The organism is Thalassobaculum sp., from assembly GCF_040219215.1.
GTDB lineage: Bacteria > Pseudomonadota > Alphaproteobacteria > Thalassobaculales > Thalassobaculaceae > Thalassobaculum_A.
The window spans coordinates 123,373-138,713 of sequence record NZ_JAVJSX010000007.1; the positions used below are offsets into that span (position 1 = coordinate 123,373).

The 15,341-nt window shown below is 68.1% G+C and carries 16 protein-coding genes; 3 read left to right on the forward strand and 13 right to left on the reverse strand.

Annotation, left to right across the window (positions count from 1 at the left end; translation table 11 throughout):
- Positions 1–2: 2 nt before the first annotated feature.
- The 10 genes from RIC54_RS04150 to tsaB all read right to left on the reverse strand — a co-directional run bounded on the left by RIC54_RS04150 (position 3) and on the right by tsaB (position 9,153).
- Positions 3–455 carry a helix-turn-helix domain-containing protein gene (locus tag RIC54_RS04150; protein WP_350098278.1) on the reverse strand — a complete coding sequence of 151 codons (453 nt, stop codon included), beginning with the start codon at positions 453–455 and terminating at the stop codon, positions 3–5.
- A 111-nt stretch (positions 456–566) separates the two neighbouring features.
- On the reverse strand, positions 567–2,099 hold the full coding sequence (lnt, locus tag RIC54_RS04155; protein WP_350098279.1) for an apolipoprotein N-acyltransferase: 1,533 nt from the start codon (positions 2,097–2,099) through the stop codon (positions 567–569).
- A 25-nt stretch (positions 2,100–2,124) separates the two neighbouring features.
- Complete coding sequence (locus RIC54_RS04160) at positions 2,125–2,997, reverse strand: hemolysin family protein (protein WP_350098280.1); 873 nt, start codon at positions 2,995–2,997, stop codon at positions 2,125–2,127.
- Positions 2,994–3,536: an rRNA maturation RNase YbeY gene (gene ybeY, locus RIC54_RS04165; RefSeq protein ID WP_502989711.1), complete on the reverse strand. Its 543-nt coding sequence runs from the start codon at positions 3,534–3,536 to the stop codon at positions 2,994–2,996. The genes RIC54_RS04160 and ybeY overlap by 4 nt, the downstream gene beginning before the upstream one ends.
- Positions 3,533–4,552, reverse strand: a complete 1,020-nt coding sequence (locus tag RIC54_RS04170) for a PhoH family protein (RefSeq protein WP_350098281.1) — start codon at positions 4,550–4,552, stop codon at positions 3,533–3,535. The genes ybeY and RIC54_RS04170 overlap by 4 nt, the downstream gene beginning before the upstream one ends.
- Positions 4,549–5,952 (reverse strand): tRNA (N6-isopentenyl adenosine(37)-C2)-methylthiotransferase MiaB, encoded by a 1,404-nt coding sequence (miaB, locus tag RIC54_RS04175; RefSeq protein WP_350098282.1) that lies wholly within the window; start codon positions 5,950–5,952, stop codon positions 4,549–4,551. Before miaB ends, RIC54_RS04170 begins: the two co-directional genes overlap by 4 nt.
- Before the next feature lie 188 nt (positions 5,953–6,140).
- Positions 6,141–7,034, reverse strand: coding sequence for a lysophospholipid acyltransferase family protein (locus RIC54_RS04180; protein WP_350098283.1), 894 nt, complete (start codon positions 7,032–7,034; stop codon positions 6,141–6,143).
- Positions 7,031–7,876 (reverse strand): GNAT family N-acetyltransferase, encoded by an 846-nt coding sequence (locus RIC54_RS04185; RefSeq protein ID WP_502989712.1) that lies wholly within the window; start codon positions 7,874–7,876, stop codon positions 7,031–7,033. The genes RIC54_RS04180 and RIC54_RS04185 overlap by 4 nt, the downstream gene beginning before the upstream one ends.
- A 132-nt stretch (positions 7,877–8,008) precedes the next feature.
- The gene (locus RIC54_RS04190; RefSeq protein ID WP_350098284.1) at positions 8,009–8,494 is read right to left on the reverse strand and encodes a GNAT family N-acetyltransferase; all 486 of its coding nucleotides are present in this window, start codon (positions 8,492–8,494) and stop codon (positions 8,009–8,011) included.
- Positions 8,491–9,153 carry a tRNA (adenosine(37)-N6)-threonylcarbamoyltransferase complex dimerization subunit type 1 TsaB gene (tsaB, locus tag RIC54_RS04195; protein ID WP_350098285.1) on the reverse strand — a complete coding sequence of 221 codons (663 nt, stop codon included), beginning with the start codon at positions 9,151–9,153 and terminating at the stop codon, positions 8,491–8,493. The genes RIC54_RS04190 and tsaB overlap by 4 nt, the downstream gene beginning before the upstream one ends.
- A gap of 2 nt (positions 9,154–9,155) precedes the next feature.
- On the opposite strand from tsaB, the gene RIC54_RS04200 reads away from it, so the two are divergent.
- Complete coding sequence (locus tag RIC54_RS04200) at positions 9,156–10,259, forward strand: polysaccharide deacetylase family protein (protein ID WP_350150575.1); 1,104 nt, start codon at positions 9,156–9,158, stop codon at positions 10,257–10,259.
- A gap of 5 nt (positions 10,260–10,264) precedes the next feature.
- On the opposite strand, the gene RIC54_RS04205 is transcribed toward RIC54_RS04200, so the two are convergent.
- Both RIC54_RS04205 and RIC54_RS04210 read right to left on the reverse strand, forming a co-directional pair.
- Positions 10,265–11,239 carry a glucosaminidase domain-containing protein gene (locus RIC54_RS04205; protein WP_350098287.1) on the reverse strand — a complete coding sequence of 325 codons (975 nt, stop codon included), beginning with the start codon at positions 11,237–11,239 and terminating at the stop codon, positions 10,265–10,267.
- Positions 11,240–11,383: 144 nt separating this feature from the next.
- A complete protein-coding gene (locus RIC54_RS04210; RefSeq protein ID WP_350098288.1) occupies positions 11,384–11,947 on the reverse strand; it encodes a NifU family protein in 564 nt (187 codons plus the stop codon).
- Between the two features lie 87 nt (positions 11,948–12,034).
- On the opposite strand from RIC54_RS04210, the gene RIC54_RS04215 reads away from it, so the two are divergent.
- Together RIC54_RS04215 and murJ are read left to right on the forward strand one after the other, a co-directional pair.
- Entirely contained in the window at positions 12,035–13,351 is a 1,317-nt protein-coding gene (locus RIC54_RS04215) for an adenylate/guanylate cyclase domain-containing protein (RefSeq protein WP_350150577.1), read from the forward strand.
- A gap of 7 nt (positions 13,352–13,358) precedes the next feature.
- Complete coding sequence (gene murJ, locus RIC54_RS04220; protein WP_350098290.1) at positions 13,359–14,693, forward strand: murein biosynthesis integral membrane protein MurJ; 1,335 nt, start codon at positions 13,359–13,361, stop codon at positions 14,691–14,693.
- On the opposite strand, the gene RIC54_RS04225 is transcribed toward murJ, so the two are convergent.
- Positions 14,665–15,219, reverse strand: coding sequence for a PAS domain-containing protein (locus RIC54_RS04225; RefSeq protein WP_350098291.1), 555 nt, complete (start codon positions 15,217–15,219; stop codon positions 14,665–14,667). The genes murJ and RIC54_RS04225 overlap by 29 nt on opposite strands.
- Positions 15,220–15,341: the final 122 nt, after the last annotated feature.

The following is a 15,341-nucleotide window of genomic DNA, read 5'->3' on the forward strand; positions in this document are numbered from 1 at the left end:
AACTACCGTCCCCCGCCATCGATGGCATCAGCGATCGAGCGGGTCAGTTCATACAGCCGGCGTCGCGCCGTAGGGTCCGGGATACGATAGAAGGCGCGCACCAACTCTATGGTCTCGCGCTGCTGCATCGGATCGTCTGCCGGCGTGGCCGAGGTCGGCGGATGCTGGCCGTCGACTGCAGCGTCCGCTAGGTCGTCAAAGAAGAATCCAACCGGCACCTGCAGAGCCCGCGCCAAGTCGAACAATCGGCTGGCACCCACCCGATTGGCGCCACGCTCATACTTCTGGACTTGCTGGAACGTCAACCCGAGGGCGTCGCCAAGACGCTCCTGGCTCATCCCGAGCAGGGTGCGGCGCAGCCGGATGCGGACACCAACGTGCACATCTACTGGATTGGGATTCCCTGCGGTTGGCGGTCGACCGACCCGCCTGCGACCCGGCCGTTCGCTCACCATACCGCCCTCACCATTCGTTAACCAAAATTCGCGCGCATTATTCCATACTCATGTATGCAGTCAACGCCGCTCAGCAGCGTTGATGCACAAAAATCCAACAATTCGACGGTGTTAGTGGCGGCGGCGGCGGCTTTGGATACCGGTAGCGGCGAGTAAGGCGGCAACGACAACCAGAAAGATTGTGTCGCCGGCCCGCGAATACACGGTGGGCGCGAGCGCGCGGGGAAGCGGTGCGTCAAGACTGCCTGCAACGCCCAGCCCCAACTCCGCCAGGGTTCGGCCATACGGGTCGGCCACGAACGATATTCCGGTGTTGGCGGCCCGCACGATCGGCAGCCCTTCCTCGACCGCCCGCATCCGGGTGATCGCCTGGTGCTGGTATGGCCCGCTCGACCGGCCGTACCAGGAATCGTTCGTCAGGTTGAGCAGCCACCCCGGGCGCTGGCCCGGTTCCGTGACTTGGCCCGGGAAGATCACCTCGTAGCACACCAGCGGCGACACCGGCGGTGCGCCCGGCAGTTCCAGGGTCTGCAGCCCGCTTCCGGGCGTGAAGTCACGCGCGCCCTGGACCAGCGGTTCGATCGGCAGGACGGCCCGCAACGGCACATACTCGCCGAACGGCACCAGGTGAGCCTTGTCGTAAGCCCAGTTCAGGGCCGTGCCGTCACCGGTCAGGGCCAGGACGCTGTTGTATATCCGGCCGTCCTGTTCCCGCGGCGCCCCGAACAGCAGGGTGCCGCCGGGTGGAATGGCATCGGCCAGCCCGGTCAGCGGCGTGTTCGGACCGACGACATAGGCCACCGCCGTCTCCGGCCAAACCGTCACCGTCGGGATCGCGCCGTCCGCCAGACCGTCGGCGCGGACCGTCGGCGGCGAACCCGGCACGCTCATCGAGAGATAACGCAACATGTGACGCGGCTTCAGGGCAGCCTGCCATTTGTCGCGCTGGTCGACATTGCCCTGCACCACCCGCACGACCACACCGTCCATGGTCGGCGCAGGTCCGTCCGGGATCCGGCTGTATCCCCAGGCGCCGAACCCCAGCAGCAACGCAAGGCTCCCGGCCGTAGCCGCGATGCGACCGCGCCGACCGGCACCCGAATCGAACCACAGCGCCGGTACCGCCGCCGCCAGCAGGGTCGTCAGCGACAGGCCATAGGCGCCCACCAAAGCGGCCGGCTGCAGCATCGCCGGCACCGGATCCCAGATGTAGGCGGACAGGTTCCAGGGAAACCCGGTCAGGACATGGCCGCGCAGCCACTCCGCCACCGCCAGCGTTCCAACCAGAGCCAGCCAACCCGCGACGCCGTCGCGCGCCAGCCGGCGGCCGGCCCAGGCGGCGGCGGCGGTGAACAGGCCGAGAAGCGCCGGCAGGCCGGCAACCGCGAAGGGAATCAGCCAAGCGTGCCGCTCACCGTCGACCAGCAAGGCGTTGGCGATCCAGTACAACCCGGCGACGTGAAACCCAAAGCCCCACAGCCAGCCGGCCAGGGCCGCACCGCGCGGCGTGTCCGCCACCCGCACGGCCCAGACTAGAACGGCCACGCTGAAGATTGCCGGAATCGCGCCGACCGGCGGCAGTGCCGCCGCCGCAATCGCGCCGCTGAGCAACACCGCCCCCGCGCGCGGACCGGTGCGTGCCAAGACGGTCGTCAGTCTGATCGCAAGGCTACTCGGCGGCACGGTCCACCGCGGTCGGTCGGCGGCGCACCCGCAGAGTACGCAGGCGTCGCGGATCGGCCGCCACAACTTCGAAGTCCAGACCGGACGGGTGGCGGATCACTTCGCCACGCGTTGCCACGCGGCCGGCAAGGCTGAACACCAGGCCGCCCAACGTGTCGATCTCCTCGCGCTCCTCGCCGGTCAGCACCGGCCCGACCAGCGCCTCGAACTCTTCGACCGTGGCCCGGGCGTCGGCCAGGATCGTGCCGTCCGGCTTCTCCTCGAGCTTCGGGCCCTCATCGACGTCGTGCTCGTCGCTGATCTCGCCGACGATCTCCTCGACCAGATCCTCGATCGTGATCAACCCGTCGATGCCGCCGTATTCGTCGACCACCAGCGCCAGGTGCCGGCGGGTCATCCGCATTTCCTGCAGCAGGTCGAGCGCGCGCGACGACGGGGCCACGAACAGCACCTCGCGGGCCAGATCGGCAACCGGGACGTCCTCGCCGCGATTCAGATGCCCGACCACATCCTTGATGTGCACCATGCCGATCACGTCGTCGAGCGTGCCACGGTATATCGGCATCCGCGAGTGCGCCGCCTCGCCCATCAGCTTGGCCAGTTCGGCCAATGATATTGACTGTTCGACCCCCAGGATGTCGGCGCGCGGCACCATCACGTCGTAGGCCGTGATGTCGCGCAGGCCGAGCACGTTGCGGATGATGGCACCCTCGTGCGGATCGATCGGCGAGGAGTCCTCGCCGTTCTCCTCGATCAGTTCCTCCAGCGAGGCGCGCACCGCCGAATTGCCGTTGCGCCCCAGGCCGATCGCACGCAACAGCGTGCGCCAGGTATCGGTGCCGTTGCCGTTGTCGCTCATGCCGCCCTCTCGTCGCCGGGCAGGTCCGCATACGGGTCGGCAACGCCGAGACCGGCGAGGATCGTCCGCTCAAGATCCTCCATCTCTTCGGCATCGGTCTCGGTTTCGTGGTCGTAGCCGGACAAGTGCAGCACCCCGTGCACCACCAGATGGCGCAGGTGGTCGACCGCTGCCTTGCCCTGCTCGGCCGATTCGCGCTGCACCGTCTCCAACGCCAGGATCACGTCGCCCAGCGGACGGGGTCCGGCCGGCGGCACGAAGGCCGGTGGAAACGACAGCACGTTCGTCGGTGTATCCCTGCCGCGATGGTCGCGGTTCAGCGCCCGTACCGCGGAGTCGTCCGCGAGCACGACGGACAGTTCCACCGCTTCGGGTTCCAAGGCGTCCAGAGCAGCCAGGACCGCCTGTTCAACCACCGCCTCGGGGTCGTCCAGCAGCGCACGCCAGTCGGTGTGGTCCACCCGAACCATCAGATCGACCGTCGCGGCCGTGGCGCTAGATCGAGAAGGGTCGTCGTCGTTTGCGTCGTCGTCAGTCATCGAGAAACTGGTGTGGGCAGGAGGGATCCCTCCCGGCGATTATAGGCGTGCACGATGCGAGTGACCAACGGATGGCGCACAACGTCCGCGGCGGTGAACTCGATAAAGGAGACACCCTCGACAGAATCAAGAGCCTCGACGGCATCCCGCAGCCCGGATTTGTTGCCGAGCGGCAGGTCGACCTGCGACAAATCACCGGTAATCGCCATCCGAGAGTTCTCGCCCAGCCGGGTCAGGAACATCTTCATCTGGGTCGGCGTGGTGTTCTGCGCCTCGTCGAGAATCACGAAAGCGTTGGCCAGCGTGCGGCCGCGCATGAAGGCCAGCGGCGCCACTTCGATCTCGCCGGCAGCCAGCCGTCGCTCGACCTGTTCGCCCGGCATCATGTCGTAAAGCGCGTCGTAGAGCGGCCGCAGATAAGGGTCGACCTTGTCCTTCATGTCGCCGGGCAGGAAACCGAGCCGCTCACCGGCTTCGACCGCCGGGCGCGACAAAATGATGCGGTCGACCCGCCGGGCCTTCAGCATGGCCGCCGCCGCCGCCACCGCCAGATAGGTCTTGCCGGTTCCGGCCGGGCCGAGGCCGAACACCAGCTCATGTTCCAGCAGGGCCTTCAGGTAGAGCTGCTGGTTGGCCGACCGCGAATGCACCGGCCGCTTCCAGGTCTCCAGCACGCCCTCGCCGGCAGCGAAGCGCCCGACCTCGTCGGCTCCGACGTCGGAGGCCACCCAGGCCATCGCGGCGTCGATGTCGCCGAGTTCAAGCGCCCAGGGCTCGCGCCCCTTGCTGCGGGTCTTCTCCAGCCGCCGGTACAACGCTTCGAGGGTCTTCTGGGCCGCCGGTGCCGAGGCTTCGTCGCCGGAGATCCGCAGGGTGTTGCCGAACGGCGCGAGCGAGACCTTCAGCTTCTGCTCGATCCGCGTCAGGTTGCGATCATGCTCCCCGAACAGCAGCGGCAGCAGCGAGTGGTCGTGAAATTCGAGCTGGATCGAGGCAGCCTGCGTGTCCGAGCTCAAGCGATAGCCCTTTCAGCTGGAGGAAGCGTTCGTTCTGCCGGTGTGTCGCCCACCACTGCGACGGCACCGGACAGGCTGTTGGCATGACCGTCGAGGATCCGGACCGGCACGATCCTGCCCAGCAGCCGGTCCGGCGCGTCGGCATGCACCGACTGCATCCACGGACCGCGGCCAACGAGCTGGCCGGCTCGATTCCCACGACGCTCGAACAACACCGGCTGCACCGATCCGGTTGCGCCGGCATTGAACGCAATCTGCTGGGCGCCGATCAGCTGCTGAAGCGCCGTCAGACGCTCGGCCTTGACCGCTTCCGGTACGGCATCACCCAGATCTGCCGCCGGGGTACCCGGTCGGGCGCTGTATTTGAACGAGTAGGCCTGGGCGTAGCCGACCTCGCGCACCAGCCGCAGGGTGTCGACGAAGTCCTGGTCGGTCTCGCCCGGGAAACCCACGATGAAGTCGGAACTGAACGCCAGGTCCGGGCGGGCGTCGCGCAGCCGGTCGATGATGCAGCGATACGCATCCGCCGTGTGTTTGCGGTTCATCGCCCCCAGAATCCGGTCCGAGCCCGACTGAACCGGCAAGTGCAGATACGGCATCAGCTCCGGGATGTCGCGGTGGGCGGCGACCAGCTCGTCGTCGACGTCACGCGGATGCGACGTGGTGTAGCGGATCCGCTCCAGCCCGTTGATGTCGGCCAGCGCCCGGACCAGGCGGCCGAGGCCCCAGGTCCCGCCGCCCGATGCCGCCGCACCGTGGTAGGCGTTGACGTTCTGGCCGAGCAGGGTGATCTCGACGGTCCCGTTCGCCACCATGCGCCGCGCCTCGGCCAGCACGTCGGCTGCCGGTCGCGAAAACTCGGCACCACGGGTGTAGGGCACCACGCAGAACGTGCAGAACTTGTCGCAGCCTTCCTGGACGGACAGGAAGGCGGCAGCGCCCTGGCTGCGGCTCTCCTCCGGGAGGTGATCGAACTTCGCATCGGCCGGGAAGTCGGTGTCGACCACCCCGGTGCCGCCGGACAGGCTGCGGTCGAGCGCCCGCACCACCAGCTCCGGCAGGCGATGATAGGTCTGCGGACCGAACACCAGGTCGACCGCCGGGGCACGGCGGGCGATCTCCTCGCCCTCGGCCTGTGCCACACAGCCGGCGACCCCGATCAGCATCCGGCGACCCTGGCGCGCCGCCTCGTCCTTCAGGGCGCGCAACCGGCCAAGCTCCGAGTACACTTTCTCGGTCGCCTTTTCCCGGATGTGGCAGGTGTTCAGGATGATCAGGTCGGCATCGTCCGGCGAATCGCCGGGCTCGTAGCCGTGGGGCGCCATGACATCCACCATGCGGGTGGAGTCGTAGACGTTCATCTGGCAGCCGTATGTCTTGACGAAGAGCTTTTTGGCCAAGTTTGCCGCCTAACGCCCTTCAGCAGTACAAGCGGTCAACCGTCCGTATGCGAGCGACTTCAAGTCGGTCTCGATCCCTCTTGGCATGATCGCAAACGATCAGTGCGGATACGCGGTGCGCACCCTTCTCCACCTGCCAACCTACGACTCGCGCGCGGGGTGTCAAGCGACAGTCTCGTGACGCAGGCTCAGCGCCCGGAATTGGCCCGCGACACGCCGTCGGCAACCCGGTCCCGGCAGGTGATTGCCAGCGCCTTGCGCGAGCCGGATTCCGCAAGCGATGTGGGTTCGTGAAACTCCACCACCACCGTGATGCGGCCAAGGGCCACGACATCCCAAAGATGCGGCGCCAGCTCCATGTCGCCGTACCAGGCCAGGAACGGTCGCAGGCCGCGGCCGAGCGGCATGCCGTTCAGCCTGGTGTAGGCGATGGAAACCGGTTGCACCTTCAGCGGCCGTCCGTCCACTTCACGCTCGGCCGCCGCCAGGAGCCCGCTCTTGAACGGCAGAACCCGCGTGCCGTCGGTGCTGGTCCCTTCCGCGAACAGGATCAGGTTGTCCCGCGCCGTCAGGCGCTCGGCGATCGCATCGCCGTGGCGGGCAACCGCCGTGCGGCGGCGCTCCACGAACACCGTGCGCTGCAGCTTGGCCAGCAGCCCGAATCCCGGCCAGCCGGCGACCTCGGCCTTGGCGATGAACGAGCCGGTGATGACCGAACCGAGCACCATGATGTCCAGGTAGGAAACGTGGTTGCAGACGAACAGCACCGGCCGGTCGCGCAGGCGCCGTCCATTGACCACCAGGTCGAAGCCCAGCAGGCGCAGACAAAGCCGGTGATAGAAGCGCGGCAGCTGTTCCGCCAGCCGAAGCCCCAGCGCGACCGCGACCATCTGCACCGGCAACAGGATCACGGTCAGCAACCCGTACTGGGCCAGCCTCCAGACGCCGCGCACCCTCGACCGGATCAACCCGCCATGAAGCTCCAGCAGGCGGTTCTCTTCGGCCTCATCCACCCACACCGGCGGCTGCGGTTGCCGCATCGCATGGCCGGCACCGGACTCATCGATCGCCGGTGCGCTCACGTGCTTCGCGCCTCGCGCTCGTAGTGGCGGTAGTATTTGTCGGTGACCGCGTCGGTCTGCACGATCACGCAGACGTCGGTGGTGTTGAACTGCGGATCGATCACCGCGCCGTCGCCCACAAACCCGCCAAGCCGCAGGTAGCCCTTGACCAGCGGCGGCAGCGCGGCCAGGGCCGCCTTGGCGTCGAGCTGGTCCGCCGGCACCCGGTTCATCTCGACGTGCAGGGCCGGCAACGCGCGTACCCGCAGCCGTTCCGGCGCCAGGTGGTGATGGTGGAGGTAGGACAGCTGGCCGGCGATCGCGTCCACGTCGTTGCCGGGCAGCGACGCGCATCCGAACATCAGGGTGATGTCGTAGCGGAACACGAAGGCGGCGATGCCCTTCCACAGGAGCTGCATCGTCGGCCGGTTGCGGTATCCGGCATCGACGCAGGATCGGCCGAGTTCCAGGATCTCGCCCGGAAAGGCAACGATCTTGGCGATGTCGTACTCGCCCGCCGTGTAGAAGGCCCGCTTCGCTGCTTCGATCCGGCTGCGACGGATCAACCGATAGGTGCCGACGACCGCCTCGGTCCCCGCGCCGCGGGAATGGTCGAGCACCAGAAGATGGTCGGCCACGGCGTCATAGTCGTCGATGTCGCGCCGCAACGTGGCCATGTCGCCGACCGGCCTGGCCGACCGTTCCTCGTAGAACACCCGGTACCGAAGCGCCTGGGCGGCGTCGATCTCGGCATCGCTGGCCGCGAGCCGAACCTCCATGGTTCCTGACAGGGCGACGCCGAGGTCGCTCTCGGACGTGAAGCCGGTCGGGCGGGTGTGGATACTGGCGCTCGTGTCGCTCATCAGCCGCTGTCGATCGACGCTGTCGGGTCGGGCCGGGCCGTTCCCGAGTGAAGATCGGACCCTACATCCGGCCGTGACCCCGGACAACCCGATACCCGGCCGGTCACTGAACGTTCACATTCGGTGGAAAACTCAGCCAATCCTGCGGCGGCGAACCTCGGCGTCTACCGGTTCCGCACGGCCGATACGGTAGTAGTCCGGGCGCCTTGCCACGACCTGGTAGCCGATCGACTCGTACAGCTGCTTCGCCGGGGCATCGTCCGCAGCGACCTCCAGAACAGCCGACACCGCGCCCAGACCCGTCGCCAAGCCCTCGAACGCCAGAAGAAGCCGGCGGCCGATCCCGCGACGCCGAAACGCCTCGGCGACGGCAATCGAGTGAACCTCGGCCTCGTCGGTCACCACCTGGCCGATCAGATAGCCAAGCATCGCCGGGCTCGCAGGTCGTTCCGCAACAAGAACGATGGCCCCCGACAGCCCGGCGAGTTGCTGCACCGACTCGAGCGACCAGCGATCGGCGAACGAGGCTGCCTGAAGCTCCGTGATACCGACCATGTCGTCCGGGACCGCCGGCCGGACGCAAACGATGTCGGGTGCCGGAGTCTTGCGGTCGATCATCGCGGTGGCGTCACATCGGGCGCGCGCAGGTACAACGGGGTCAGGGGCCCGGTCGTCCCGGCCGCCAACCGGCGATACGCGACCGCCGCCACCGCCTGGGCGTCCGGTCCCACCGACCCGACGCGCCGGATCGAAACGCCGCCGGAGGCGACGGCGTCCGACACCGCCGCCGCCGCGTCCCCGGCAATCCGGACACCGGTGGATCCGGCCGGCCGGTCTGACCACAGCGACTCAACCCCGATCGCCCGAGGGGCACCGAGCGCGGCACCGTCCGAACCGAACCACTGGCCATAGAAGTCATTGCGCTTGGCATCGAGCACGATCAGCAGAGGTTCGGGCCCGGGCCCGACGGCCTCGGCCACCGCCTCGAGCGTGGTTACCGGCACCGTCGGCAAGCCCGCCGCCAGGGCAATCCCTCGCGCCGCCGCCAGGCCGATTCGCACACCGGTGAAACTGCCTGGGCCGACGGTCGCCGCAACCGCATCCAGATCGCGAGCGGCGACGCCGGCGTCGGCCAGGACTGCCGCGATCAGCGGCATCAGTGCCTCGGCCTGTCCCCGTTCCATGACGCGGCGCGCGGCCGCCAGCACGCCGGCGGCGTCCACAACCGCCGCCGAACAGGCACCCGCGGCACAGTCCAGCGCCAGCAATCGGGTCAACGGTGGACCTCCGCCGCGACCGTGCGTTGCGGGTGTCTTCGTTTCACATCGACCATCAGGTATTCTCCGCGACCATGAGCCGAACGCTTCTCAATCTGTGCTGCAGCCTGGTCGGTGCCCTGTTGGGCGCCGTCGCCGTTCTTGGCCCGCAACCAGCGCTCGCCGCCGATTGGGCGAGTGTCTTCATGTACCACCGATTCGGCGAGTCGGAATGGCCGGCCACCAACATTCGCCTCGACCAGTTCGAGGCTCATCTGGAGGAAATCCGCGCCGGCGGCTACACGGTTCTGCCGTTGCCCGAGATCATGACGCGGCTGCGCAACGCGGCGGAACTGCCGGATCGCACCCTCGGCATCACCATCGACGACGCCTATGCCTCGGTCTACGCCCAGGCGTGGCCACGTCTGAAGAAAGCCGGCCTGCCGTTCACCCTGTTCGTTTCGACCGACGCCGTCGATCGATCGTCACCCGGCTACATGACCTGGGACCAGATCCGCGAGCTCAAGGCCGCCGGCGCGACCATCGGCAGCCAGACCGCGTCGCACCCGCATCTTCCAGACATCGAGATCGAGCAGGTAAAGATCGAGCTTGATCGGGCCGCGCAGCGGATTGCCGACGAAACCGGCGAAAGACCGACGCTGTTCGCTTACCCCTATGGCGAGTATGGTGCAGCGGTGCAGCGCGTTGTGGCCGCGCGGGGCTATGCGGCGGCATTCGGGCAGCATTCCGGGGTCGCCCACGCCGGCTCCGATCGCTTCGGACTGCCCCGATTCGCTCTCAACGAGACCTATGGCGGCGTTGACCGATTCCGGCTGACCGCCAACGCGCTGCCGCTTCCGGTGCGCGACCGGGTGCCGGCCGACCTGGTGCTCCAGCAGAACCCGCCGACTTTCGGTTTCACCGTCGATCCGTCGATCCCCGACGTCGACCGGATCGACTGCTACGCCTCCGGCCAGGGACGCGCCAAGGTCGAGGCCCTGGGCTCGCGGGTCGAAGTCCGCCTGCCGGAACCGTTTCCGGCGGGACGCGCGCGCATCAACTGCACCATGCCGGGGCCGGACGGCCGGTGGCGCTGGTACGGGGTGCAGTTCTACATCCCCCGCTGATCGCCTCAGCCGTCGGCCAGACCCACCGCAACCGGATCGGCATCGGCGATCCGGCCGACCGCACCGAGAGCGACCCCGTCGAACATCGCCAGCCGGTTGTTCCGGATCATCGCCCGAACCTCCTCGATATAGGCGCCGCCACGCTCGCTGTAGCGCCCCAGGTGACGGGCAAGGTCGCCGCCTGACGGAAGCCCGCCGCTGGTCCGGCGCGCCGCTTCACGAGCCTGCCTGAACGACCGGTAGGCCGGATGGGTGTTGAGATTGAACACGTAGGCCTTCGCCGAATCCGCCAGCTTGTGGAACGCCCGCACCCGATGGGACTTGCCCGGCGCACGGGCGGCAGGAACGATTCCGGACGCGGCATCCCAGGTCCACTGACCGAACAAGGCGTTGCCGTCCACCGCAAACCGGGAAGTGCCCCAGCCGCTCTCCAGGATTGCCTGGGCTACGGCGAGCGATACCGGCACCGCATCGACCCGGCGCAGCAGCCGGCGGATACCGTCAACATCAGTCGCGGTATCGGCAACGCCATAGCGCTCGGCGATCCGGCTGACGTCCCGCAGGTCCGCGCCGCTCGGTGCGCCATCGGCCTCGAGCAGGGCCAGGGCCGCCTCGAGTCGGGCCCGCTCCTCGAGAACCGTCTCGTTCGCGCGCAACACGATCGGCAGGATCGCACGGATGAACAGCGCCTTGCGGTCCTTGATCGACCCCATGTCGGACAGGTCCGGCGGCAGTGCGGCAAGCTCCACGGCGGGCACCGGCACGATCCCGCTGCCGACGGCATCCAGGCGGTAGCCCAACCGATCGAACAGCCGCTCGAGCCGGGCAGCAGACGGGATCCGAACCGGTTCCAGCGGCAGCGGCGCAAAGATCGCCGGCTGGACCGGCCCGGACTGTTCGGAGAAACCCGACAGCCAGGACAGCGGGCCAACGAGCGCGTGGCCGACCGGCGCCATCGTCGCCACGGCCAGGGCAATCATACCCGCCGTCAAACGACGCTGGACTGTAGTGGCTGGTCTGAACAACGAGAGGGCGTGCTTCATGGTCATCGGGATACAGAACCAATCGTCCGGTTCTGTGGTTCCCGATGCCGCGAAGCTGCCGCTATGCGGCGAAATGCAGGCTCAGTAGAGGGCGGCGGCGCGGACTTCCCGAACTTCGGGAATGTAGTGACGCAGCATGTTCTCGATGCCCATCTTCAGGGTCGCCGTCGAGCTTGGGCATCCCGAACAGGCGCCCTGCATCTGCAGGGTCACCACCCCGTCCTCGTAGCCCTGGAAGGTAATGTCGCCACCATCCATCGCCACCGCCGGTCGTACGCGGGTATCAAGCAGTTCCTTGATCTGCGAGACGATCTCGGAGTCCTCGCCCGACTCCTCCGGAGCGCTCGCCGACGCGCCGTCCTCCACGATAGTGGGGCGTCCGGCCACGAAATGCTCCATGATGACACCGAGCACACCCGGCTTCATCAGGTACCACTCCTTGCCGTCGTGCTTGCTGACGCTGATGAAGTCGTAGCCGAGGAATACGCCGCTGACGCCATCCACCTGGAACAACGCCTGGGCGAGCGGTGACCGCGCCGTTTCGTCCTCCGACTTGAACTCGGCAGTGCCGCTCTCCATAACCTGCCGGCCCGGCAGGAACTTGAGCGTCGCCGGGTTCGGCGTCTCTTCCGTCTGAATGAACATGGTCACCCTCCAACTTGCCCTAACACCACGACGCACTGACAGCGGCATCGCGTGCCGGGCTCGACCGCATACTTGGGAGCTAGGACGATGACGTCAAGCGATCCGGGTTCGACGGTCAAGATCGGCCTGCCGAACGTTGACGCCGATTCGGCGGTCGGCCGCCATTTGCGGGTGCTGCACGACGGCGGCGGCTCCGGCATGGAAAGTCCGACCGCGCGCCCCGATCCGGCGCTGCCGCCGATCACCTGGCTGCTGACGGAAGCCAGCAGCCACACCTCCACGCGCACGCTGATCCGCGATCTGTCGGCGCTGCTGACCGACCGTGGCCTGCCGCTCACCCGGGTGACCTGCTTCGTGCGGACCCTGCACCCGCAGACCAGCGGGTCATCGGTGGTCTGGTTGCGCGACCGTCCGGATCCGCGCTCGCTGCGCATCCTGCGCGGCATGGAGGACACGCCGGCGTTCCAGGCCAGCCCGATGCCCCTGATCTTCGAGGGCGCGGCCGCCATCCGCCGCCGTCTCGACCTGCCCGAGCAGGAGCTGGATTTCCCGGTCCTCGCCGACCTGCGGGACATGGGCGCGACGGACTACGTCGCCATGCCGCTGGCCTTCTCCGACGGCATGATCAACTTCATGACCTGGGCCACCGATCGGCCCGGCGGATTCAGCACCGAGGAGCTGACGGTGCTCTGGGACCTGCTGCCGGCGCTGGCGCTGCGCATCGAGGTCATCGAACAGCGCGACCTGACCCGGCAGTTGCTGGAGGTCTATCTCGGCCGCCAGACCGGCCGGCGGGTCCTGGCCGGCGCGATCGCCCGCGGCGAGACCGCGGCGATGCGCGCCGCCGTCTGGTACTCCGACATCAAGGACTTCACCGTGCTGTCGGACAAGCTGCCCCGGCAGGATATCATCGATCTGCTGAACGGCTTCTTAGAGGCCGCGGACCAGGCGTTCGAGGAGCGTGGCGGAGAGATCCTGAAGTTCCTCGGCGACGGCATGCTGGCGATCTTTCCGGCCGAGGGTCCTGTCGACCGGGAGGCCGACCGGGCGGCCTGCGCCGCCGCCATCGGTGCTGCCCGCGACACCGTGCAGCTGGTGCGCGCCCTCAATCGCCGCCGCCTGAAGCAGGACAAGCCGGTGGTCGATTTCGGCATCGCCCTGCACATCGGCGAGGTCGGGTACGGCAACATCGGCGGGCTGGAACGGCTCGACTTCACGGTGATCGGCCCGGCGGTCAATCTCGCCAGCCGAATCGAGGGACTGACCCGCAACCTCGGCGTGCGGGTGCTGGCGTCGGCGGAGTTCGCATCCGCGGCCGACGAGACCCTGACCGCCATGGGGCGGCACCCGGTCAAGGGGCTGGAGCGCCCGGTCGAGGTGTTCGCGCCATCCGACCTGCTGTGAGACGTCCATGACCTCCGAGGCGTCGGTCCCGGCGCATGACGACGACAGGGCGGTCGCGCGCGCCGGACTGACGATCGGCTTGCTGTCGGTGGTCGCCAAGCTGACCGCCTTCGTGCGCGAGGCCACGATCGCGGCGGTCTATGGCCGCGGCCCGGAGGTCGATGCGTTCTTCCTGGCGCTGGCGGTGCCGGTGTTCCTGCTGGCCCTGATTGCCGGTTCGTTTCAGATCGCCCTGGTTCCGGCCTACCTTGCCCGCCGCCGCGCCGCCGGAGAGGCTGCGGCCGACACGCTTTTCGCCGCCGGATTAGGCCGCATGCTGGTGGCCGTTGCTGCCGGCACCCTGGTCATGGCCGCCGCCGCGCCGCTGTACCTGCCGTGGCTGGCTCCATCGTTCGCGGCCGACACCTTGACGCTGACGGCCGACCTGCTGTGGATCATGACGCTGTTCGTGGTGCTGGGGGCCGGCGCGGTGGCCTGGGGTGGGGTGCTGAACGCGCGCCGTCGCTTTGCGCTGCCGGCGATCGCCCCGGCGTTCACGCCGCTGGTGATGGCGATACTGCTCCTGGTTGCCCGCGACCGGCTGGGTATTTCGGCGCTGGCCTGGGGCGCCGTCCTGGGAACGGCGATCGAGGCCGCCCTGGTCGGCGGCGCGCTGCGTCGCCTCGGCGGACGCCTGCTCCCGGTCCTGGCAGCGCCGGATCTGGCTCCGCTGCTTGGCCGCTGGGGGCCGATCCTGCTGGCCAATCTGTTGCTGTACGGCGCCGGCATGCTCGACCAGATGATGGCCGCCCTGCTCGGCCCCGGCGCCGCCTCGGCGATCGGGTACGGCGCCAAGCTGGTTCTGGCGGGTCTGCACGTCGCCACCCTGGCGATCGGCGTGGCGGTCCTTCCGGCCTATTCCGATCAGGCCGCGGCCGGCGACGAGGCCGCCTTGCGCATGCGCCTGCGGCGGCACCTCGCGATCGTCGTCGGGCTGTCGGTTCCGGCGGTCGTCGCCGCCTGGCTGCTGGCCGAGCCGGTCATTCGCGTGCTGTACCAGCGTGGCGCGTTCGGGCCGGACGACACGGCGCTGGTCGCCGAGGTGCTGGCCGCCTATGCGGTCCAGCTCCCGGCTTATGCCGCCACGGTCGTACTGGTCCGGGCGGCGGCCGTTCTCGGGCTCGGGCGGGCCCTGGCGGCGGCAGCCGCAGCCAACCTGGCGCTGACCGTGGCGCTCAACGCCGGCTTCATGGCGTTGTGGGGGGTGGTGGGGATTGCCCTGGCAACCACGCCGGCCTTCATGGCCACGGCGTTCGTGCTGTACGTCGCCGTGATCAGGACACCCGCGACCGGACGGCGGTAGGCAGCGGCTGCGGGATCCCCCGTCCCGCCGGTTGTCGCGCGGGAACCTGTACGTTCAGCGGTGCAACCACCACCAGATAGCGATCGACAGCGGCAGCGCCTGATGCGTCATCTGAACTGAATCCGAATACGCCGCGGTAGATGTCGATGAACTCGCGATTGGCAATTGGCAGCGGTGTCCTGGAATACAGCGGCCCATGGCCGTTGCGAATCTTCTGGAACTCAGCCCGACGCTGGGCCACGACCGATCCCGGGAGGTCTTCACCGAACAGCTTGCCCTGATAGCTCATTCCGAAGGTCTTCCGGCAGCCGTCGCCGCAGATCACATAGCGCAGGCGCTCAGGATCGGCCGGGTCTTCCTGGCGCAGCAGCATCACCCAAGGCAGAACATACGGATAGTCGACGGGATCGAAGCTCGACCACGGCGCGATGCCGGTGGTACCGGCGAAGTTCGCCCAGCCGTCGCGGACATGCGCCACCGGATGCAGCGCAGGGATCTCCGACGGCTCGATCGAACGAAAACTCATGGGCCCGTTTCCCGTCGTTTGTGCAGGGAAACGGCTCATTAACCATCATTCGTCTGTTCAGCAATTCGGGAATATACGCAGTACCACGCGACCGGTCCGATGCCTGTCCCTCGGAATACTTG